This is a genomic window from Pseudomonas sp. SDO55104_S430 (genome assembly GCF_054070595.1).
The window spans coordinates 1-19,493 of the sequence record NZ_JBSVXG010000112.1; the positions used below are offsets into that span (position 1 = coordinate 1).

Sequence of the window (19,493 nt, forward strand, 5' to 3'; positions counted from 1 at the left end):
GCAGTCGTGAAATAAGGCAACTCGGTGCTTCAGGCAGACCTCGCACTCAGGTTATGCGACTGCTTCGCAGCCGAACGCAGGCTTCGCCAGCTGCTACATGGATCGCGCAAGCCTCCTTGTCGCAGGTTTGCCTTAGGCTCAAGCGATCAGCTTGACCACCAACCCAACCAACCCACATCCAATCAACACCTCAATCACCCCACGCTTGAACCGCAACAACGCCACCGCAGCCGCAATCGCAATCAGCAACGAAGCCCAGTCCAACTGCCCGCTGAACCCTTGCGGCCAGAGTACGTGGTAGGCGAAGAAACACGCCAGATTAAGAATCACACCCACCACCGCCGCGGTAATCGCCGTCAACGGCGCGGTGAATTTGAGTTCGTTGTGGGTCGATTCCACCAACGGCCCGCCAGCCAGAATGAACAGGAACGACGGCAAAAAAGTGAACCAGGTGACCAGCGTCGCGGCCACGGCACCTGCGACAAACGTCTGATCCGCACCGAACACCTGATGCACATAACCGCCAACGAAACCGACAAAAGCGACCACCATGATCAGCGGCCCGGGAGTGGTTTCGCCGAGCGCCAGGCCATCGATCATCTGCGTCGGCGTCAGCCACCCGTAATACCCGACCGCGCCCTGATACACGTATGGCAGCACCGCATAGGCCCCACCGAACGTCAGCAACGCCGCCTTGGTGAAGAACCAGCCCATCTGAGTCAGTGTGCCGTCCCAGCCGAACAGCGCGGTGAGCACGGCCATCGGCAGCGCCCACAACAGCGCACCGATCACCCCCAAACGCAGCAGGTTCCAACCGCGAAAACGGGCATGGGCAGGAGTGGGGGTATCGTCATCGATCAGGGCCGGGCCGAAGCTTTTGTTCGTGCCGCCATGGCCGCCGGTGCGGAACCTGTCCGGCGCCCAGCGGCCGCCGAAATAACCGATCAGCGCCGCGCCCAGGACGATCAGCGGGAAGGGCACGTTGAGTACGAAGATCGCCACGAACGCCGCCGCGGCGATGCCCCACAGCCAGCCATTCTTCAACGCGCGTGAACCGATGCGATGCGCGGCCTGGACCACGATCGCCGTCACCGCCGGCTTGATCCCGTAGAACACCCCGGCCACCACTGGCACTTCACCGAAGGCGATGTACACCCAGGACAAGGCGATCAGGATGAACAACGACGGCAGCACGAACAACGCGCCGGCCATCACGCCGCCCCAGGTGCGGTGCATCAGCCAGCCGATGTAGGTCGCCAGTTGCTGGGCCTCGGGGCCGGGCAGCAACATGCAGTAGTTGAGCGCGTGGAGAAAGCGCCGTTCGGAAATCCAGCGGCGGCGCTCGACCAGCTCCTGATGCATGATCGAGATCTGCCCGGCCGGCCCGCCGAAACTGATGAAACCGAGCTTGAGCCAGAAGCGCAAGGCTTCGCGCAGGCTGACGGGGTCGGGCTTTGCGGGTTGATTATCCGGACTCAAGCGGAGGCTCCTGTGCTGGGGCGCTTTGAGCCGATGACTGTAGCCACGCGTGAAGGGCTTGCACAGGGGTATTTCCAGTCACCGCAACCTGTCCGAATCTCTATAGCGAGCAGGCTCGCCCCTGCAGTTTTCAGTGGAGTACGAAGTCCACGGGTTCCAGCAACGGCGGCAGTTCGGTTTCGCCTGATGCCTTGAGTACATCGCGCTCGATCCCGCGCACGATGGCGTCGGTGGGCAAGGCATGTTCTTCGCGACAGAAAGGGTCTTCCAGCTCATCGGCAATCGCATCCAGGCCGAAGAAGGTGTAGCTGATGATCGCAGTGAAGATCGGTTTCAGCCAGCCCAATGGTTCGGCCATGGCGAACGGCAGCAGGATGCAGAAGAGGTAGATGGTGCGGTGTAACAGCAGGGTGTAGGGGAATGGCAGCGGTGTATTTTTGATCCGTTCGCAGACCGCCTGAGCGTGGGTCAGACCGGTCAGGTGATTGGCCATCAGCGTGTAACGCCATTCGCTGATGGCGCCGGATTCGTTGAGGGCGGAGCACTGTTGACCCACCTGCAGCAACACCTGGCCGCTGATCTCCGCAGTGCCGGCTTCGGGTTTGGGCTCCAGCCATTGCGCACTGGCGGCCAGTTCGCTTTCCTTGCGCAACCTGGCGTTCAGCGCATGGGCAAACCCGCATAAATTGCGCAGGATTGCACGCCGTTCACCGGCGTCCTTGATCACCTGGGTTTCGCGGATCATCGACCTGATTTCCACGATCACGTCCCCCCAAGCCTTGCGCGCCTCATACCAGCGTTCATAGCAGGCGTTGTTGCGAAAGCTCATGAAGATCGACAGCGACAACCCCAGGAGAGTGAACGGCGTGGCACTGAATTTGGAAAAGTAACTCGGATGCAGGGTTTCGATCAGAACGATCGCCGAGGCGAGCAGCGTCACCATGAGGGTGCGCAGGGCGATGCGCTTGGCAATCGAACCCTTGAGCGACGTCAGAACGCCGATCAGGTTGGGTTTGGGTCTGACGATCATGGTTTCAGCCGCCTGTCATGTTCATGAAGCGCACGACCTGCACATCATCGTTCACCTCAAAATTGTGCCGGTAGGGCTTGAGCTTCATCGCCTCGATAATAGCCCGCTCCAGGCGTTCGGGCTGGCCGGGGTGGCTGCGCAACACCGCTTTGAGATCGGCCGAATGCTCGTTGCCCAGACACAGCAACAGGCGACCTTCCACCGTCAGCCGCACACGATTGCAGGTGCCGCAAAAATTGTGACTGTGGGGCGAAATGAATCCCAGGCGAATGTGCGGCGCCTCGGCCAGGCGCCAGTAGCGCGAAGGACCCTGGGTCGACTCGGCAGAATCGATCAGGGTGTAGCGCTCGGCAATCCGCTCGCGCACCTGGGCGCTTGAGTAGAACGACTCGGCGCGGCTGTGCTCATGGATGGTGCCCAGGGGCATTTCTTCGATGAAGGAAATGTCCAGATTGCGGTCGATGGCGAAGCTCACCAGATCGTTGATCTCGTGATCGTTGCGGCCCTTCATCACCACGCAGTTGAGCTTGGTGTTGCAAAAGCCGGCCTTGTTGGCGGCATCGATGCCCTTGATCACCTGCGCCAGATCGCCGGTGCGGGTCAGTTCGCGGAAGCGTTGCGGGTCCAGGCAATCGAGGCTGATGTTCAGGCGCTTGACCCCGGCCTCGAACAGCGGTTCGGCCAGTCTGGCCAACTGCGAACCGTTGGTGGTCATGCACAATTCGCGCAAGCCGGGCAGGGCGGCGATCTTGCGGCACAGCTCGACCACACCCGGTCGAATCAGCGGCTCGCCCCCGGTCAGGCGGATCTTGCGAGTGCCCAAAGCGACAAAGCTCTGCGCCACCTGATAGATCTCTTCGAGGGTCAACACCCGGTGGCGCGGCAGGAACGTCATGTCCTCGGCCATGCAATACACACAGCGGAAATCGCAACGGTCGGTCACCGACATCCGCAAATAGTCCACGCGCCTTGCGAACCCATCGATCAAGAGTCTTTGCGACATGATTCCCCCGCGTAGCGCCGAACGCATTGAATGAGCTTTCCGCTGACAACGGATTATCGCGCGCAGACTAAGAGCAACGTTTCATCACGTCCAATCACTAATAAATACCGGTTGATCGAGGGCGTCTATGATGAATTGCGCCCTGACGCGGTTTTACTGGGCACCAAACATCGCCGTCCAATAAATCCCCGCATCGCTCTTCGGATCGGTCGCATACGCCGCGCCCAATTCCTTGAACTGCGGGTTCATCAAATTGGCGCAATGACCGGGGCTGGTCAGCCAGCCGTCCACCACCTTGCGCACGCTGTCCTGGCCCGCGGCGATGTTCTCGCCGATCTGCTGGAAGTCATACCCCGCCAGTTCCGCCCGGTCGCCCGGGGTGCGGCCGTCGCGGTCCTTGTGGTCGAAGTAATTGTTGTTGGCCATGCTGCGCGAGTTGGTTTCGGCGGCGCTGCCCAGGGTGGCATTCCAGGCCAGCGGCGTGGTGGCGTTGAAGGATTGCGCGCCGCACTGGCGTGGCCGGGTGCGGGCCGCGTTGACCTCGGCCAGAAGCTTCTGGCCTTCGGCCTGCCAGTCGCCCAGACGCGCGCTCAACAGCGGCCGCGCCACCACGATGCGCCACTCGCGATCCTGGCGGCTGACGCCGACGTCGACGAATTGCGGATCGAGCACGATCTGGCAAAAACTTTCCTGAATCGCCTTCATCGCTCCCGCCGCATCACGAGGCCCGGAGAGGCTTATGGCCTGCACGTTCTTCATCGGATAACCGGCGGTGGACATCGCCTGCTGCAAATTGCCGATGCTGGCGGCAGACAGTACCAGCCGAGGATCGGCGGCCAACGGCGGCAGCTCCGAGGACACCTGGCCGGCGCAGCGCTGTAACTGGCTGCGATAGAGGTTGATCGATTCGATCAGTTGCGATTCGTCGCTCGCCACGGCCGAAGCGGCAAACGACAAGGCCAGGGAAAACCCGGCAAGGCGCAGAGCGGATGAGACGAAATGCATGAAAATCCCCTTTGGCTGACTGCGCCCATGATGCGCGAAGTGACATCGTATAAGGCAGCGGATTCTGCGAAATGTTAGGACGTGTGTGCAATCATTTCACTACTACACTAAAGCGATAATTCCAACTGAGTCTTGCCGACCATGCGCCTACCCTGGATTACTGCCTGCTTTTCATTGACGCTGCTTGTCGCCCCCGCCTTCGCGGCCGACGCGGAAAAACAGAAAGTTGCCGAAGACAAGGCCGAGGTGCTGGAGCAGAAGGCCGCCGAGAAGAGCAGTCCGGAACCGGTGCCCAAGACCGAAGCGATTACCCAGTCCGAAGTCCAGGCCGTGGACCCCGAGGGCACCGCGCCGCTGGACGACGCGATCACTTGCATGGCCCGCTCCATCTATTGGGAGGCCAAGGGCAAGGACGCAGCCGACATGGAGGCGGTGGCCAACGTGGTGATGAACCGGCTTGGCAAAAAGGGTTTCCCCGATACCGTGTGCGGCGTGGTCAAACAGGGCTCGGAAACCAAGAGCTGCCAGTTCTCCTGGTGGTGTGACGGCAAGTCCGATTCGGTGCAGGAGGAGGTGCAGTACGCGCTGGCCAAGGAAATCGCGCGCAAGGCGCTGAACAAACAACTGCCGGATCGCACCGGCGGCGCCCTGTACTTCCATGACCGCACGGTGAAACCTGATTGGGCCAAGGAGTACGTCAATACCGTGGACATCGGCCTGTTCCGCTTTTACAAGCCTCGTGGCGGCGATGCGAAGTAGTCGCATTAAAGCTGGAAAACCTACGGGAATGTCTCCAGGCCCCCGAAACTGAAATATTTCTGTTCTACAAGCTTCATGACATCAAAGTTCATGGGCAGAACAGAAACATATGAGCCGGGACATTTTCGTATCCGTACTGATTCCAGCGAAAAACGAAGCGAACAACCTCAAGCCCTTGCTCGAGGAAATCCGCGTTGCCATGGCGGACGAGGTCTACGAGATCATCGTCGTCGATGACGGCAGCACCGATGCGACCCTGCAGGAGCTACGGCAGATCCGCAACAATGGCCTGAGCACCTTGCGCATCCTTCATCACGAACGCTCGCTGGGGCAGAGCACCTCGCTCTATCACGCCGCCCGCGAGGCGCGGGGACAGTGGCTGGCGACCCTCGATGGCGACGGCCAGAACGATCCGGCGGACATCCCGGGAATGCTGGCGCTGGTGCGCAGCGACCGGGCCAAAGCCGACGTGCAGCTGGTGGCCGGCCACCGTACCAACCGGCGCGATACCGCAAGCAAACGCTGGGCCTCGCGTTTCGCCAATGGCATACGCAGTCGCCTGCTCAAGGACTCCACCCCGGACACCGGTTGCGGCCTGAAGCTGATCGAGCGCGCGGCGTTTCTGCGCCTGCCGTATTTCGATCACATGCACCGCTACATTCCGGCACTGATCCAGCGCCACAACGGCCGAATGATCGTCCATCCGGTCAACCACCGGCCGCGCACGGCCGGGATTTCCAAGTACGGCAACATCGACCGCGCCCTGGTGGGCATCCTCGATCTGATCGGCGTCTGGTGGCTGATCAAACGCACCCGCCTGAACACCCACGCCCAGGAACTGGAAGGATGATCATGACCCGCGAAGCCTTGTGGCTGGTGATCGGTTTCGCCGGGCAAATCGCCTTTACCGGGCGGTTCGTCCTGCAGTGGCTGTACAGCGAATACAAAAAGCGCAGCGTGATCCCGGTGAGCTTCTGGTACCTGAGCATCGTCGGCAGCACCTTGCTGTTCGCCTACGCCTTCTACCGCCAGGACCCGGTGTTCATCGCCGGCCAGGCCTTCGGCTCGATCGTTTACCTGCGCAACCTGCAACTGATTGCCAAAAGCCGAAAACTCAAGGAATAAACCATGCGCCGCACCTTTACGCCCATGGTCGAATGCCTGGGTCTGATGCTGCTTGCCCTGCTGTTGATTGGCGCGGGCCTGGGATTGCGTTCGGCGCAGAACGTCGATGAGGAGCGATTCCTCGGCGTCGCTCTGGAGATGTTGCACAACGGCTCTTGGCTGATCCCGCATCGCGCCGGGGAGATCTATGGAGACAAGCCGCCGATCTTCATGTGGACGGTGGCGTTCTTCGTCTGGCTGACCGGCATGCCCAATATCGCGTTGTATATCCCGGGACTGTTTTCGGCGGTGACGGTCACGGCGATGGTCTATGACCTGGGGCGGCGTCTGTGGAATCAGCGCATCGGCCGTTATGCCGCGTTGCTGTATCTGGCGACCTATCAGACCTACAGCATCCTGCGCACCGGGCAGATCGACAGCTTCCTGATCCTGTTCACCACGCTCGGGCTCTACGGGCTGACGCGTCATCTGCTGCTCGGACCGGCGTGGCGCTGGTTTTACGTGGGCTGTGCGGCGATGGGCATTGGCGTGATCACCAAGGGTGTGGGATTTCTGCCGGCTCTGTTGCTGATTCCCTATGCCTTTGCTGCGCGCAAGGGTTGGCCGGGAGTGGTGGCGATGCCGGGGCAGGGGCGCAAATGGCTGCTCGGCTTGCTGGTGATGCTGGCGGCGATTGCGATCTGGCTGCTGCCGCTGGCACTGTCCATCGTCTTCAACGGCAGCCCGGACGAGATCGCCTACGCGCGGGAAATCCTGCTGCGCCAGACCGCAGGCCGCTACGCCGCGTCGTGGCACCATCGCGAACCGTTCTGGTACTTCTTCACCAACGTCATCCCGCAATACTGGCTGCCGCTGGTGCTGGTTCTGCCATGGCTGGTGCCGGCCTGGCGCCGGCAACTGCAAAAACGCGATGGTCGGGTGCTGGTGCTGCTCGGCTGGATCGCGCTGGTGCTGCTGTTTTTCTGCATCAGCGCCGGCAAGCGCAAGCTCTACATCTACCCGGCACTGCCGGCGCTGGCACTGGCCGCCGCGCCGCTGGTGCCGTGGCTGCTGCAACGCTGGTTCCGCCAGCGTCCGCGCCTGCGTCGAGCTTTTCCGGCGCTGGTCGCCATCTGGTTCGTGCTGTGGTTCGCCCGCGGCTTCATCGAGCCGGTCAAGGACGGCACCAACCCCAATCAAAGCCTCATGGCCCAGGCCAACGTCATGACCCAGGGCGCGAACCTGGTGCTGGTCAACTGGAGCGAAGGCCACTGGCTGTTCGCCCGCCAGCCGATTGTCCATTTCGGCATGCTCGACTCTACGGTGGAGAGGGCGGCGCAGTGGCTGCGTGAGCATCCGAAGGATTTTGCGCTGGTGCCGGATGAGGTGCTGACCCGTTGCTTCAAGCCTGAGGCGGCGCGGGAGTTAGGCGAGAACTCTCGGGCGCAGTGGTCGATTGTCGGGGCCGATGCGGACAATGGTCAGTGCACGGGGCTGGCGAACGACAGGGTTTATCGGTTCGCGTGGGATGATCCGGTGCTCACCGGCAAACTGTAGTTGTTGCTTGCCCTTGAAAGATCGCAGCCTCGTTGCACTCGACAGCTCCTACACAGAATCGGCGGTGCTCACAGGTCCTGTGGGAGCGGGCTTGCTCGCGAAGACGTTGCGTAAGGCGCCTTCGATGTTGGATGTGCCGACCTCTTCGCGGGCAAGCCCGCTCCCACAGTGATTGAGGTTGGTCGCGAGTGTTGCGTCCAGCCACAAAAGCCGTGGAGGCGGTTACGTATCACAGTGTGTACAGCCCCGTTCCTGACACAACAAACCTTCAAATCCCAGCGCATGCGACACATCGCAGATACACCGGCCTGATGAAATTCACTCATCGATTGGCCACGCCGATCATTGCGCTGACCGGGCTCGCTGTGGCCCGACATCCCTGACTTGAAGGAGATCCACGTCCATGAGCACTTCCATTTCATCGGCCGTCAAAGGCCTGCACCTGAACCTTGACCGTGCCGGCGACTGGATCGCACCGCTGACCCTGCGGATTTTCCTGGCCTGGGAATTTTTTGAGTCGGGCCTCGAGAAATTCAACGGCGAGAACTGGTTTGCCGACATTCAGAACCGCTTTCCGTTTCCGTTCGATCACCTCTCGGCTTCGCTGAACTGGGAAATGTCGATGTGGGTGGAGCTGATCTGCGCTCTGGCTCTGCTGGTGGGGCTGGCCACGCGGTTTTCGGCGATCAGTCTGATCGTCGTCACCATCGTCGCGACCGCCGCCGTGCACTGGCCATCCGAGTGGTCGAGCCTGAGCGAACTGGCCCAGGGTTACTCGATCACCAACAAGGGCTACGGCAACTTCAAACTGCCGCTTATCTACCTCGCGGCGCTGGTGCCACTGGTGCTCTCGGGGCCCGGCAAGCTCAGTCTCGATGCGCTGCTGTCGAAGCTGTTCTGGCGTCGCCATCAGTAATCCGGCAAGCGACTGGTCTGCTGTTAATTCGTCAAATTGGATCTTTTACCCGGCCCGGATGATTCGTATCGTCCGGGCTTTTTGGCGCTTTGCGCTCGGGGAATGCAGATGAATTTCACATGGCGCAGGAAAACTGCCGGGGCCATCAACGAGCCTGCCACGCCGGTGCCGGCACCGGTGCTCGCCGGCAATGTCGATGAAACACAGATGGCGATGCGCAAGGCCGAGCAGCGCGACCGGGATTTCTTCCGTGGCCTGGCGCAGCACCTGCTCACCTGCGGCAACTCGTTGTCGCCGGTCAGCGATTCGTTCTCGATGCTCAACCAGCGCCTCAAGCTCAACCACCAGCGCGCCGAAACCGTGGCCCGCGCGGCCATCGATAACCGCGAACAGGTCACGCATCTGCAGGAGCAATCGCGAGTCATGGCCGCGGGGCTCGATGCCCTGGAAGGTGTGATCACCCATCTGGTCAGCCGCGCCAGCGAGATCGACCGCATTGTCGACCTGATCAGCGATATCGCCCGTAAAACCAATCTACTGGCCCTCAACGCAGCCATTGAAGCTGCGCGTGCCGGCGACACCGGACGCGGGTTTGCCGTGGTGGCGGGGGAGGTGCGTCTGCTGGCGGAAAAGACGGCCGAAGCCACCCGGGAAATCGTCAAGGAAACCTCGGCGATCCAGCAGGAAATCAGCGAGGCCAAGCAGGCGATCTCCCAGCAGAACCAGGTTTCCAGTGCCTTCGGTGCAGTGATCGACAAAACCGCCGAGGCCATGGCCGGGATGTACGGCGAGGCGCAACAGATGCAGCGGGAAATCGACCAGTCGCACCTGCTGTCCAACGTCGAGTTGGCCAACCTGCAGGAGCTGACGCTCAAAGTCGCGGTCTATGATCGCCTGCTCAACCCAAAACCCCATTCGCCCCTGATCTTGCCGGATGAAACCGAATGCCTGTTCGGCCAGTGGTATTACGGTGAAGAGAATCAGACCCAGCAGCGCGATGCCGATTTCCGACGCATGGAAGAGCCCCATCGCCGGGTGCACAGCAGCGGTCAGGCGGCGCTGGAAGCCCATGCTCGGGGCGAGCTGGAAGAGACACTGCGGCAGGTCGGGCAGATGGAGGAGGCCAATGCCGCGGTGATGCGCACGGTCAAGGGACTGCTGCATTCGCGTCTGGGCTGAGGCGGGCCGTCGCGGGCGGGTGACGCTCCGTAACTTTTGCTATACATTTTCCGCCCGCCCTTTGCATGGTGTAACCGCTTCATGTCTCTTGCGCTCGAACGTCTAGTCGCTGGCACGCCGATCCCTTTCGCCGGTAATCGTGTCACGGTGGTCAGCCCCGAACTGGCGGCTCGCTTCCAGCCCGGAGACCACCTGTTGGTGGAGCAAGTCAGCGGTGAACTGTTGCTGATTCCGGTGGCCGACCAACAGGCGGCTGCGGTGGCGATCGAACGCGCGCAAGCGGCGTTTGCGGCGATGTCGGCGGTGTCCGATCAGGCTATCAGCCACTTCTTCGATCTTTTCGCCCAACGCCTGGAAACCCCGGATTGCTGGGCCCTGATCGAGGCGGCCAACCAGGCTGACATCGAGCGGGCCAAGGCTCGCGGTCGCTCTACCACCCGTTTGCTGGCCGATGAACGCATGCGCCGTGACATGATCTCAGGCCTGCGGGCCTGGCGCGATGCGCCTGCGACCCGGGGCAAGGTGATCAGTTGCGTCGAGCACGACGGCTGGAAAGTCGAGCAGGTGGTGTCGCCGCTGGGCATCGTCGCCTTCGTCTTCGAAGGTCGGCCGAATGTCTTTGCCGATGCCGCCGGTGTCCTGCGTACCGGCAACACTGCCGTGCTGCGCATTGGCGGCGATGCGTTGGGCACCGCCCAGGCCATCGTCACCCACGCCTTGAATCCGGCACTGGCCGACGCCGGTTTGCCGTACGGCGCGGTGTCGCTGGTGGAAAGCGTCAATCACGCCGCCGGTTGGGCGATGTTCGCCGACCGCCGTCTTTCTCTGGCGGTGGCCCGTGGTTCGGGTCGCGCGGTGAGCCAACTGGGCAGCATCGCGCAACAGGCCGGCACCGCCGTCAGCCTGCATGGTACTGGTGGCGCCTGGCTGATCGCCCATAAGGATGCCGATGCCACGCGCTTTGCCGCCGTGGTGCGCAATTCCCTGGATCGCAAGGTCTGCAACACCCTCAACGTCTGTCTGATCCATCGCGACCGCGCCGCCGAGCTGGTGCCGCTGTTTCTCGATGCGCTGCAACAGGCCGGCAAGGCTCGGGGGCAGGGCTGCAAGCTGCATATTGTCGAAGGGAGTGAAGGGCTTTTGCCCGCGGACTGGAAGGACGCCACTGTCGAGGTGTATCGCGCCGAAGGCTATCAGACCGAGGCGCTGGCCGAACCGCTGCCCGAGGAGCAGTTGGGCCGCGAGTGGGAGTGGGAAGAAACCCCGGAAGTCAGCCTGAAGATCGTCGACGACCTGGACAGCGCCATCGCCTTGTTCAATCGCTACAGCCCGCAGTTCACTGTGTCGTTGATCAGCGAAGACGCGGCGACCCAGGAGCGTTTCTACAATGCGGTCAACGCGCCTTTCGTGGGCAACGGCATTACCCGTTGGGTCGACGGTCAGTACGCGCTCAACAAGCCGGAACTGGGTTTGTCGAACTGGGAAAGCGGTCGACTGTTTGCCCGCAGCGCGATTCTGTCGGGCGATGGCGTGTTCACCGTTCGCAGCCGCATGACCCAGATCGATCTGGGCGTTAAACGCTAAACTTGTCCTTTCTCGACCGCCAGTCATTGGCGGTCGCTGCCTCTGTTTTCGTTACGCCGCATTGACCGCTTTGGCGAACCAATGCTGACAACGCCCCCTTTAGGAGCGAGCTTGCTCGCGATGGAGGTACAGACACCGCTGGGTATCAGGCAGCCAGCGTTATCGTTGACGACCATCGCGAGCAAGCTCGCTCCTGCAGTTTTATTGTTTACGGACAATAAAAGAGGGCCTGCTCTTATTGGGAGCAGGCCCTCTTTATTTATAAGTCGATAAAGACTTAGTTAATTAGCAGAACCGGTCAATCACCCGAACTTCGTTCTTACCTTGCATCGATCCCCAGGCCTGTTTCAGCGTTTGCAGAACATTGCCCATGAAGTCCTTGTCGGCGGCGGCTTTCTTGCCGACGTAGCCCTGGCCGCGACGGTACATCTTCATGCGGGCCAGCAGGTTCTGGTTGTTCTGGTCGAACTCCGCTTCATGGCTGTGGGGCGACAGGCAGTCGATGTGAACGTTGCCCGATTTGCAGATCCACAGAATATGGCTGTCGAGCGTATCTTTCTTCGCCGCGAACATACGAGCCAGTTCTTCGATAGTCGGTTGATTGTTCAGATTCATGGTAGAGCCCCCTTGACCATTTGGTGATCTTTCAAAGTTGATTCGCTAAATACATGTAGCCCATCGGTTAGTTGATCCCTGGCACCGAAACCAGGACGTCAGCAGTCGTCCGCCGGTAGTGGCGAGTGCCTGCGTCTGTTGCATGTAGTCGTGTTGAATAACTGCTACGCGTTAGCGTCACAACGAAGAGAAGCGGCGATTACCTGTTGGCCCTGCCGACGTTTTCAGGGTCGGCCACAAGCATCATGAGGATGAATCGCCAGCGCTTCTCGTCCTTGTACTGGACGTTCAGGCCAGGTCAGCTTCTTCAATCTGCCTTGTGGGCAGCGTGCATCCGGAAAAAACAGCTCGGCGGTCAGACGAGCTTGCTCAAACGTGTTGCCTGTACTCCCGATCGGGGAGACGTCTGCATCATGCAAGGGCAAATCGAAGGCGTCAACGGTTTTGTAGTGATTATTTTTGGTCACTACATATTGTCGGACAAAGTCGATTTGGAATTACAACGGCGGGGTGATCGCCGTAGGCCGCGGGCTTGCAAGGCGGTAGAGTGTGCATGGGTGGCCACCGATCATCAGCCGATGCGAAGTGAACTCACCGGACGCAAGATCCATCATGACTTTGGCCCAGAACGCTCTGGCACAAGGGTTTGCGTCGAGATGGAAAATCTGCCACTGACCGGGAACACGGCTCAAGAGGGCGGAAACGACAAACCTGGCGACGCCTTGGCCGCGAAAGCGTCGTGCTACGAACAAGTAGCCGATGTTGTGCTCGGCGCCGGGCACCTGGATGTTGTCATCCACGGTCACGAAACCGGCCAGTTCGCCATCGACGCGAATCAGAAACGGCCGGGTTGCGGGATTTCGCCAGTAGTCCGTCAGCGGATGCAGACTGAAAAAACCGTGCTCACCCAGCTCCAGCGGCAGCCACTCGCTGAAATCGTAGGTGTAGAACTGCATCAGGTTTTCGATGGTTTCCAGTTCGTCCCTGTGCGCGGCGTGTAGTGTTATCGAGAGCATTCTGGTGGGCTCCTGGCTGGGGCCTGTTCAGTATGGTCGATGCCTTTTCATCTGCCGCCGCGTGATCAAGCCTTCGCGGGTTTCGTGGTTCGTTTAGCGCCCGTCGAGGCCTTGCGTTTGCCCGGCTTGCGTTTGCTCTTCCAAGGTGTGCCCTCGCGCCCGGCAGGGCTGGCCGGGCCGCTGATGGTCAGGTTCAGGCCGGCGCAACGGGCGACCTGTTTGCTCATCCACGCCGCCTGCTTGGTGACGAATTCTTCGAGGCTCATTTCCCCGCTCTGCACCATGTCCAGCGCCTGCTCCCAGATAGCTGTGGTGCCCGGATCGGCAATCGCCCGGGGCACGGCATCGATCAGGCTGAACGCGGCGGGAGTGGCAGACAGCGCCTTGCCGTTCTTGACCAGATAACCTCGGTCCAGCAGGCCCTGGATGATCGAGGCGCGAGTCGCTTCGGTGCCGATGCCGGTGGTGTCCTTGAGTTTCTGTTTGAGCAGCGGATCTTCCACCAGTTTGGCGACGTTCTTCATCGCCTTGATCAGGTCGCCCTCGGTGAAGGGCTTCGGCGGCTGGGTCCAGAGGTCCTTGAGCTGCACGCTGTCCACTGCGCAGTCGATGCCTTCGCGCAAGCTCGGCAACGTCTGCGGAGCCGGCGCTTCACGTCCCTTGGCCGGTGCCAGGGCTTCGGGCAGGGCGCGTTTCCAGCCCGGCTCGACGATCTGCTTGCCCACCGCGCGCAAAGCCTGGCCAGCGCAGTCGAAGTCGGCCTGGGTGCGGTCGTATTCGTGATTGGGCAGGAACTGCGCCAGATAACGGGCGCGAATCAGCGTGTAGACCGCGCGATGTTTGCCGCTCAAGCGCTCAAGATTCTTTGCCGCCGCAGTGGGGATGATGCCGTGGTGCGCGCTGACCTTGGCATCGTTCCAGGCCCGCGAGCGGCGCTGCGGTTCGAGGTGATCACGCAGGGCGTCGAGCGCGGGATCGGCCTGGCGCAGCGCCGCCAGAATCGCCGGAGCCTCGCTGTGCTGACTCAACGGCAGGTAGCCGCAGTCGCTTCGCGGATAAGTGATGACCTTGTGGGTTTCATATAGCGCCTGGGCGATGTCGAGAGTTTCCTGAGCGCCCAGTCCGAGCTTCTTCGAGCAGACTTCCTGAAGAGTGCCCAGATCGAACGGCAGCGGCGCCACTTCGCGCATGCGCTCGGTGCGCAGCTTGATCACCCGGGCACTCGCTGCGCCCATCATCGCCGCGGCGGCCTGTTGCGCCAGCCCCTGATTCAGGCAGCGATCCTGATCGTCACAGACATCGGAAGGGGCGCGCCATTGCGCGGTGAACGCGGTACCGTCATGCAGCAGCTGCACATCGATGGCCCAGTAGGGCACCGGGATGAAGTCGGCGATGCTGCGATCGCGATCCACCACCAGGCGCAGGGTCGGGGTTTGCACCCGGCCCACCGGCAACACGCCCTGGTAGCCGGACTGACGCCCGAGCAGCGTGAACAAGCGGCTCATGTTCATGCCGATCAGCCAGTCGGCGCGGCTGCGGCCCAGGGCCGAGTGGTAAAGGCTGAAGGTCTCGGCTCCGGGCTTGAGCGCGGCCAGGGCCTTGCGAATCGAGGCATCGTCCAGCGCCGACAGCCACAGGCGGCGGATCGGCCCGCGATAGCGGCAGTGCTCCACCAGTTCACGGGCGATCATCTCGCCCTCACGGTCGGCGTCGGTGGCGATGATCAGCTCGGACGCCTCGCCGAGCAAGCGCTTGACCGCCTTGTACTGGCTGGCGGTACGCGGTTTGACGGTCATTTTCCATTTGTCCGGAATGATCGGCAGGTCGGCCAGGACCCAGCGCTTGTAGCGGGCGTCATAGGCGTCCGGCGGCGCGGTTTCCAGCAGGTGGCCAATGCACCAGGTCACCGTGACATCCGATCCCAGCCAGCAGCCATCGCCACGACGCCTGGCACCGAGCACGGCGGCAATGTCTTTGGCCTGGGAGGGTTTTTCACAGAGGTACAGCCGCATAACCACCATCGTCGATCAGGATTCGCAGAGGTGCACAGAATGGCGGCAGATGCGCGTTGGATCAACCATTATCTGTATGGATGTACAGTCAATGCGTTGCACTTGTTTGCATGACCCGTTCGGCTGTGAGGTCGTCGCGCCGGTCAAAGTTGGGTTATACCTGATACATCGTGGTCTCGGGTTTAGGGGCCGCTGTCCTGTCCATCAAGGCACCATCACGGCCCGGCAGCGCTCCCGCAGGTCAATCACCGTCATGAGGAACGAATTTCATGAAAAGCACCGGTCCCAGTCCTGTCATCACCATCGCCGAGCAACCCGGCTGTCTGTTGGTGAAGTTCCATGGCATCCAGGTGGCCGCGTCCTCGCGAGCGCTGGTGCTGCTGGAGGCCAACTACCCGCCGGTGTATTACGTGCCGCGCGAAGACATCGACGAGAAGTACTACGCCCGCACCGATCACACCAGCTACTGCCCCTACAAGGGCGACGCCAGCTATTTCAGCCTGCAGGTGCCGGGGCATGAGGGGGCCAACGCGGTGTGGAGCTACGAGAATCCGAAAGTGTCGGTATCGCAGATTCGTGAGTACCTGGCGTTTTATCCGGATCAGGTGAAGTTCGAGGTGGTTGAGCTCGAAGAGTGAGAGGCGATCCTGCCCTGTAGGAGCGAGCTTGCTCGCGATGTACGCCCGGACACCGCGGGGTGTCAGACAGCCAGCGTTATCGTTGGCGTCCATCGCGAGCATGCTCGCTCCTACAGGGGAGGTGGTTCATTTGGGCCAGAACCGCTCACCACCTCCGGGCGCATCCGTCCATGCTTGCAATGAGCGGGTCGGCAGGTCGAAGTAGTCCCGCGTGCGCGCATAGCCATGTCCACCCATGCGGCCGATCGCGTCCAGGCCCAGTTGATCGATGTACAGGGTCTTCGGGTCGATCAGTTCGTCCCGCACGTGGGCCATCAGCACTTCACCGAAAATGATCTCCCGGGACTGGCCGATGTTGAGCGCCATCATCCGTCGACATTCCAGCGCCACCGGGGCTTCGCCGATGCGTGGGCATTTGACGGTGGTGCCGGCGATGGCGGTGAGGCCGGCGGCGGTCAGTTCGTCAAAACCGGGGGCGAAGGGCACGGCACAGACGTTCATGGCTTCAACGAGTGCATCGCTGACGATGTTGACGGTGAATTCCTGATTGAGCTGGATATTGCGCGTGGTGTCCTTGGGACTTTGGTCGCCGTAGTTTTCCACCCCCAAGGCGAGGATGGGCGGGTCTGCCGATAGTGCATTGAAAAAGCTGAAGGGCGCAGCGTTGACCCGGCCTTCGCCGTCGACGGTGGTGACCAGGGCAATCGGCCGTGGCACCACGCTGCCGATCAGAATCTTGTATTTTTCCCGTGGGCTCAGTTGGCTGAAGTCGAAGCTTTGCATGGGCAGAATTCTCTAAATAAGGGGATCGACGGCGCACAGTGGCGCCTGTGCGCTGTAGTTGTCGGCGAACGGGATGGCCGGCTGGAACAGGGTTTTCCAGTCCGGCTGGCCGAAGGCCCGGTCGCTGTGACTGCGCATCAGTTTTTCGAATTGTTGTTGTGCCTGGCGCTGCAGAGTGGCGTAGTCGATGCCGTTGACCTGACCGTCCTGCATCACGCAGCGGCCGTCGATGTAACTGGCGATGCAGTCGTCGCCGCGTCCGGCCAGCACCAGATTTTTCAGGGGGTCGAACAGCGGCCCCAGGTGCATGCCACGCAGGCTGAAGACGGTGATGTCGGCCTTGCAGCCTGGCGCCAGGCGACCGAGGTCGTCGCGCCCCAGCGCCTTGGCACCGCCGAGGGTGGCGGCGTTGTACAGGTCGAGTGCGCTGGTCAGCGAATTGCCGCCCTCCATCAAGCGAGCGATGTTCAGGCCCTGGCGCATGTTGTCGAGCAAATCCGCCGGCCAGGTGTCGGTGCCCAGGGCGAAATTGATGCCCTTGGCCCGATAACGACCGAAGGAGTTCAGCGCCTCGCCATCCCGGGCGAAGACCACCGGGCAATGCACCAGGCTGGCGCCGCCGTCCACCACCCGCTGCAAGTCGTCATCGCCACGGGTGTAGATGCCGTGGGGCAGCAGGCTGCGCGGCGTCAGCAGGTCCAGTTGCTGCAACCAGGCCAGGGGTGAAGCGTCGCGCAATTGCTCGACCATCGCCACTTCGCCCAGGCCCTGGCAGCAATGCAGGCGCATTGGCGCGTCGAGTTCGCGGCTCAGCGCGGCGGTCCGTTGCAGCAGTGCCGGGGTGCAGGTCTGGATGCGATCGGGCAGCAGCGCGCCGCGAATCAGGTCGCCGTTGGCGCCATCGAAGTCCTTGAAGAACCGTTCGGCCGCCTCGAGCCCCGCCAGGCCCCGATTTTCATCCCAGTGATGGGCCAGGGTGCCGTCGGCTTGCCAGTAACTCATGCCGCTCATGTAGCAGGGGCCGAGGTAGGTCCGTAGTCCCAGCTCGGAAGCGACGCCTGCCACCGCGGAAAATTCGTCGTAATTTTCCGCCCACTCGCGGTAGTACATCGAGGTGATCGGCATCGCCGTGGTGATGCCATTGCGGATCAGCTGCGTGAAGGCGTAGCGGTATTTGGAAACTTCTTCATCGAAGCTGTAGCTCTCACGGGGCCCGCGGGCCAGGTACTCGGCGGACCACATCCGGCCCATCTGGCGCTCGTCGCCGTTGTCCAGTGTCAGCACCGTGGAATCGAGATCGCCCAAGGCATCCAGATCGATGAAGCCTGGGCCGATAAGCGCATTGCCATGGTCGATCCACTGATCCACCGGCCCCGCATAATCGCGTCCGACGAAGACGATCCGCGAGTCTTCGAACACCACCTCGCCATCGCGCCACAGCACATGCTGCGTGCCGTCGTAGCCGACCACGCAACTGGCCTTGAGGCCGATGCGCTTCACAGACGGCTTTCCAGCAAACGACCGCCGGACGCGATCAGCAGCCCACCGCGATACACCTGGCGCGCAGGCCGCGCGACTACGGCTTCACCCAGGGTGTACACCTGCATCAGCAGGAAGTCCGCGGGTTGGCCGATCTCCACGGTGCGGCCTTCACGACCCAGTGCCTTGGCGCCGTTGACCGAGGCTGCATCGAACACCGCCGCCAGCTCCTCGTCCTTGTTCAGGTCGAAACGGAACGCCAGCAGCATCGCGCGTTCGAGCATGTCGCCGTTGCCCATGGGCGACCAGGCATCGCGAATGCCGTCCGAGCCCAGGCAGACATTGACCCCGGCTTCGCGCAGGGCGAGGAAGGGCGGCACGGCGGTATCGGCCGGCGCCGAACTCATCAGGGAAATACCCAGCGCCGCCAGACGCTCGGCCACCGGTTTGACCTGGCTCCACGGCAACATGCCGAGGCAGTAGGCGTGGCTGATCATTACGCGGTTTTGCAATCCGAAGCGCTCGGTGTAGTCGGCGATCAGTTTGATCTGCCACAGGCCCAGCTCGCCCTTGTCGTGCAGGTGGATGTCCACGCCACGGTCGAATTCGCTGGCCAGTTCGAAGACGAAATCCAGTTGCGCGATGGGGTCGTTGTCGATGCCGCAAGGGTCGAGGCCGCCGACGTTCTCCACGCCCATGGCCATGGCCTGGCGCATCAGTCCGGCGGTGCCGGGGCGGCTGATCAGGCCGGTTTGCGGGAACACCACCAGTTGCAGGTCGATCAGGTCGCGGTAGCGTTCCTGCAGTTGTTGCATGGCCTCGACGTGGCGCAGGCCGAATTCCGGGTCGATGTCGACGTGGCAGCGCATGGTCAGCGAGCCACGGGCGATGCAGTTTTCCAGCAGGGCGCCGGCTCGGTCGGCAATCGGCGTGGTGACTTCACGCAGGATACGACGCTCGTTGGCGATGTAGTCCTTGAGGGTCGGCCCGGCGCTGTTCGGGCGCCAGGGTTGGCCCCACAGGGTCTTGTCCAGGTGAACGTGGCTTTCCACCAGGCTGCCGGTGAGCAGCTGGTTCTGGCCGTCGATGTCAGTGGCCAGCAGCTCGCAGGTTGTGGCCGGGCGGCGTTGGGTGAAACGGCCGTTTTCGATCAGCAGGTCTTCGGCGGTGGCGCCGTAGGGGCGCACGTTGCGTAGCCAGCGGGGGTGGGTCATAGATACCTCATTTCAGTCTTTGAATCAGCGGTGTTCGGGCGGGCCTCTTCGCGAGCAAGCCCGCTCCCACAGGGGGGGGCGGGGAGTTCACAAGTTTTGTGATCAGCACCAATCCCTGTG

General features: G+C 61.9%; 18 protein-coding genes and 1 pseudogene. 9 read left to right on the forward strand and 10 right to left on the reverse strand.

The window, feature by feature from the left end:
* Nucleotides 1-138: 138 nt before the first annotated feature.
* From chrA to ACW9JE_RS18900, 4 genes are all read right to left on the reverse strand, one after another.
* Nucleotides 139-1,479 (reverse strand): chromate efflux transporter, encoded by a 1,341-nt coding sequence (gene chrA / locus ACW9JE_RS18885; RefSeq protein ID WP_457433584.1) that lies wholly within the window; start codon nucleotides 1,477-1,479, stop codon nucleotides 139-141.
* A gap of 130 nt (nucleotides 1,480-1,609) precedes the next feature.
* Nucleotides 1,610-2,509, reverse strand: a complete 900-nt coding sequence (locus ACW9JE_RS18890) for a bestrophin family protein (protein ID WP_457433585.1) — start codon at nucleotides 2,507-2,509, stop codon at nucleotides 1,610-1,612.
* 4 nt (nucleotides 2,510-2,513) lie between these two features.
* Nucleotides 2,514-3,512 carry a GTP 3',8-cyclase MoaA gene (gene moaA / locus ACW9JE_RS18895; protein ID WP_457433586.1) on the reverse strand — a complete coding sequence of 333 codons (999 nt, stop codon included), beginning with the start codon at nucleotides 3,510-3,512 and terminating at the stop codon, nucleotides 2,514-2,516.
* 153 nt (nucleotides 3,513-3,665) lie between these two features.
* The gene (locus tag ACW9JE_RS18900; protein WP_224538687.1) at nucleotides 3,666-4,517 is read right to left on the reverse strand and encodes a CAP domain-containing protein; all 852 of its coding nucleotides are present in this window, start codon (nucleotides 4,515-4,517) and stop codon (nucleotides 3,666-3,668) included.
* A 141-nt stretch (nucleotides 4,518-4,658) separates the two neighbouring features.
* Between ACW9JE_RS18900 and ACW9JE_RS18905 the strand changes: the two genes are divergently transcribed.
* The 8 genes and pseudogenes from ACW9JE_RS18905 to ACW9JE_RS18940 all read left to right on the forward strand — a co-directional run bounded on the left by ACW9JE_RS18905 (nucleotide 4,659) and on the right by ACW9JE_RS18940 (nucleotide 11,616).
* Entirely contained in the window at nucleotides 4,659-5,276 is a 618-nt protein-coding gene (locus ACW9JE_RS18905) for a cell wall hydrolase (RefSeq protein ID WP_224538689.1), read from the forward strand.
* Between the two features lie 109 nt (nucleotides 5,277-5,385).
* Nucleotides 5,386-6,126 carry a glycosyltransferase family 2 protein gene (locus ACW9JE_RS18910; RefSeq protein ID WP_224538691.1) on the forward strand — a complete coding sequence of 247 codons (741 nt, stop codon included), beginning with the start codon at nucleotides 5,386-5,388 and terminating at the stop codon, nucleotides 6,124-6,126.
* Nucleotides 6,123-6,401 (forward strand): lipid-A-disaccharide synthase N-terminal domain-containing protein, encoded by a 279-nt coding sequence (locus ACW9JE_RS18915; protein WP_457433587.1) that lies wholly within the window; start codon nucleotides 6,123-6,125, stop codon nucleotides 6,399-6,401. The genes ACW9JE_RS18910 and ACW9JE_RS18915 overlap by 4 nt, the downstream gene beginning before the upstream one ends.
* 3 nt (nucleotides 6,402-6,404) lie before the next feature.
* The gene (locus ACW9JE_RS18920; protein ID WP_457433588.1) at nucleotides 6,405-7,937 is read left to right on the forward strand and encodes an ArnT family glycosyltransferase; all 1,533 of its coding nucleotides are present in this window, start codon (nucleotides 6,405-6,407) and stop codon (nucleotides 7,935-7,937) included.
* A gap of 403 nt (nucleotides 7,938-8,340) precedes the next feature.
* Entirely contained in the window at nucleotides 8,341-8,853 is a 513-nt protein-coding gene (locus ACW9JE_RS18925) for an HvfX family Cu-binding RiPP maturation protein (RefSeq protein WP_457433590.1), read from the forward strand.
* A gap of 483 nt (nucleotides 8,854-9,336) precedes the next feature.
* Nucleotides 9,337-9,621: pseudogene (locus ACW9JE_RS18930) on the forward strand (methyl-accepting chemotaxis protein); the annotation flags it as partial.
* 33 nt (nucleotides 9,622-9,654) lie between these two features.
* Nucleotides 9,655-10,032 carry a CZB domain-containing protein gene (locus ACW9JE_RS18935; RefSeq protein WP_457433596.1) on the forward strand — a complete coding sequence of 126 codons (378 nt, stop codon included), beginning with the start codon at nucleotides 9,655-9,657 and terminating at the stop codon, nucleotides 10,030-10,032.
* Between the two features lie 81 nt (nucleotides 10,033-10,113).
* Nucleotides 10,114-11,616 carry an aldehyde dehydrogenase family protein gene (locus ACW9JE_RS18940; RefSeq protein WP_457433591.1) on the forward strand — a complete coding sequence of 501 codons (1,503 nt, stop codon included), beginning with the start codon at nucleotides 10,114-10,116 and terminating at the stop codon, nucleotides 11,614-11,616.
* A 285-nt stretch (nucleotides 11,617-11,901) separates the two neighbouring features.
* Here the strand turns inward: ACW9JE_RS18940 and ACW9JE_RS18945 are convergent, their stop codons facing one another.
* From ACW9JE_RS18945 to ACW9JE_RS18955, 3 genes are all read right to left on the reverse strand, one after another.
* Complete coding sequence (locus ACW9JE_RS18945) at nucleotides 11,902-12,231, reverse strand: hypothetical protein (protein ID WP_224538699.1); 330 nt, start codon at nucleotides 12,229-12,231, stop codon at nucleotides 11,902-11,904.
* A gap of 497 nt (nucleotides 12,232-12,728) precedes the next feature.
* Complete coding sequence (locus ACW9JE_RS18950) at nucleotides 12,729-13,247, reverse strand: GNAT family N-acetyltransferase (RefSeq protein ID WP_457433592.1); 519 nt, start codon at nucleotides 13,245-13,247, stop codon at nucleotides 12,729-12,731.
* 65 nt (nucleotides 13,248-13,312) lie between these two features.
* Entirely contained in the window at nucleotides 13,313-15,259 is a 1,947-nt protein-coding gene (locus ACW9JE_RS18955; protein WP_457433593.1) for a DNA topoisomerase III, read from the reverse strand.
* A 269-nt stretch (nucleotides 15,260-15,528) separates the two neighbouring features.
* On the opposite strand from ACW9JE_RS18955, the gene ACW9JE_RS18960 reads away from it, so the two are divergent.
* Complete coding sequence (locus tag ACW9JE_RS18960; protein WP_175377224.1) at nucleotides 15,529-15,897, forward strand: DUF427 domain-containing protein; 369 nt, start codon at nucleotides 15,529-15,531, stop codon at nucleotides 15,895-15,897.
* Between the two features lie 126 nt (nucleotides 15,898-16,023).
* Here the strand turns inward: ACW9JE_RS18960 and ACW9JE_RS18965 are convergent, their stop codons facing one another.
* The 3 genes from ACW9JE_RS18965 to ACW9JE_RS18975 are packed head-to-tail and all read right to left on the reverse strand — an operon-like array spanning nucleotide 16,024 to nucleotide 19,373.
* Nucleotides 16,024-16,680 carry a flavin reductase family protein gene (locus tag ACW9JE_RS18965; protein WP_224538712.1) on the reverse strand — a complete coding sequence of 219 codons (657 nt, stop codon included), beginning with the start codon at nucleotides 16,678-16,680 and terminating at the stop codon, nucleotides 16,024-16,026.
* Between the two features lie 12 nt (nucleotides 16,681-16,692).
* Nucleotides 16,693-18,180 (reverse strand): amidohydrolase family protein, encoded by a 1,488-nt coding sequence (locus tag ACW9JE_RS18970; RefSeq protein ID WP_457433594.1) that lies wholly within the window; start codon nucleotides 18,178-18,180, stop codon nucleotides 16,693-16,695.
* Nucleotides 18,177-19,373, reverse strand: coding sequence for an amidohydrolase family protein (locus tag ACW9JE_RS18975; protein ID WP_457433595.1), 1,197 nt, complete (start codon nucleotides 19,371-19,373; stop codon nucleotides 18,177-18,179). The genes ACW9JE_RS18970 and ACW9JE_RS18975 overlap by 4 nt, the downstream gene beginning before the upstream one ends.
* Nucleotides 19,374-19,493: the final 120 nt, after the last annotated feature.

Excerpts from the sequence above, each read along its gene's own strand:
- ACW9JE_RS18890 (WP_457433585.1), bottom strand. The coding sequence starts at position 2,509 with ATGATCGTCAGACCCAAACCCAACCTGATCGGCGTTCTGACGTCGCTC.
- moaA (WP_457433586.1), bottom strand. The coding sequence starts at position 3,512 with ATGTCGCAAAGACTCTTGATCGATGGGTTCGCAAGGCGCGTGGACTAT.
- ACW9JE_RS18900 (WP_224538687.1), bottom strand. The coding sequence starts at position 4,517 with ATGCATTTCGTCTCATCCGCTCTGCGCCTTGCCGGGTTTTCCCTGGCC.
- ACW9JE_RS18905 (WP_224538689.1), top strand. The coding sequence starts at position 4,659 with ATGCGCCTACCCTGGATTACTGCCTGCTTTTCATTGACGCTGCTTGTC.
- ACW9JE_RS18910 (WP_224538691.1), top strand. The coding sequence starts at position 5,386 with ATGAGCCGGGACATTTTCGTATCCGTACTGATTCCAGCGAAAAACGAA.
- ACW9JE_RS18915 (WP_457433587.1), top strand. The coding sequence starts at position 6,123 with ATGATCATGACCCGCGAAGCCTTGTGGCTGGTGATCGGTTTCGCCGGG.
- ACW9JE_RS18920 (WP_457433588.1), top strand. The coding sequence starts at position 6,405 with ATGCGCCGCACCTTTACGCCCATGGTCGAATGCCTGGGTCTGATGCTG.
- ACW9JE_RS18925 (WP_457433590.1), top strand. The coding sequence starts at position 8,341 with ATGAGCACTTCCATTTCATCGGCCGTCAAAGGCCTGCACCTGAACCTT.
- ACW9JE_RS18935 (WP_457433596.1), top strand. The coding sequence starts at position 9,655 with ATGCAGCGGGAAATCGACCAGTCGCACCTGCTGTCCAACGTCGAGTTG.
- ACW9JE_RS18940 (WP_457433591.1), top strand. The coding sequence starts at position 10,114 with ATGTCTCTTGCGCTCGAACGTCTAGTCGCTGGCACGCCGATCCCTTTC.
- ACW9JE_RS18945 (WP_224538699.1), bottom strand. The coding sequence starts at position 12,231 with ATGAATCTGAACAATCAACCGACTATCGAAGAACTGGCTCGTATGTTC.
- ACW9JE_RS18950 (WP_457433592.1), bottom strand. The coding sequence starts at position 13,247 with ATGCTCTCGATAACACTACACGCCGCGCACAGGGACGAACTGGAAACC.
- ACW9JE_RS18955 (WP_457433593.1), bottom strand. The coding sequence starts at position 15,259 with ATGCGGCTGTACCTCTGTGAAAAACCCTCCCAGGCCAAAGACATTGCC.
- ACW9JE_RS18960 (WP_175377224.1), top strand. The coding sequence starts at position 15,529 with ATGAAAAGCACCGGTCCCAGTCCTGTCATCACCATCGCCGAGCAACCC.
- ACW9JE_RS18965 (WP_224538712.1), bottom strand. The coding sequence starts at position 16,680 with ATGCAAAGCTTCGACTTCAGCCAACTGAGCCCACGGGAAAAATACAAG.
- ACW9JE_RS18975 (WP_457433595.1), bottom strand. The coding sequence starts at position 19,373 with ATGACCCACCCCCGCTGGCTACGCAACGTGCGCCCCTACGGCGCCACC.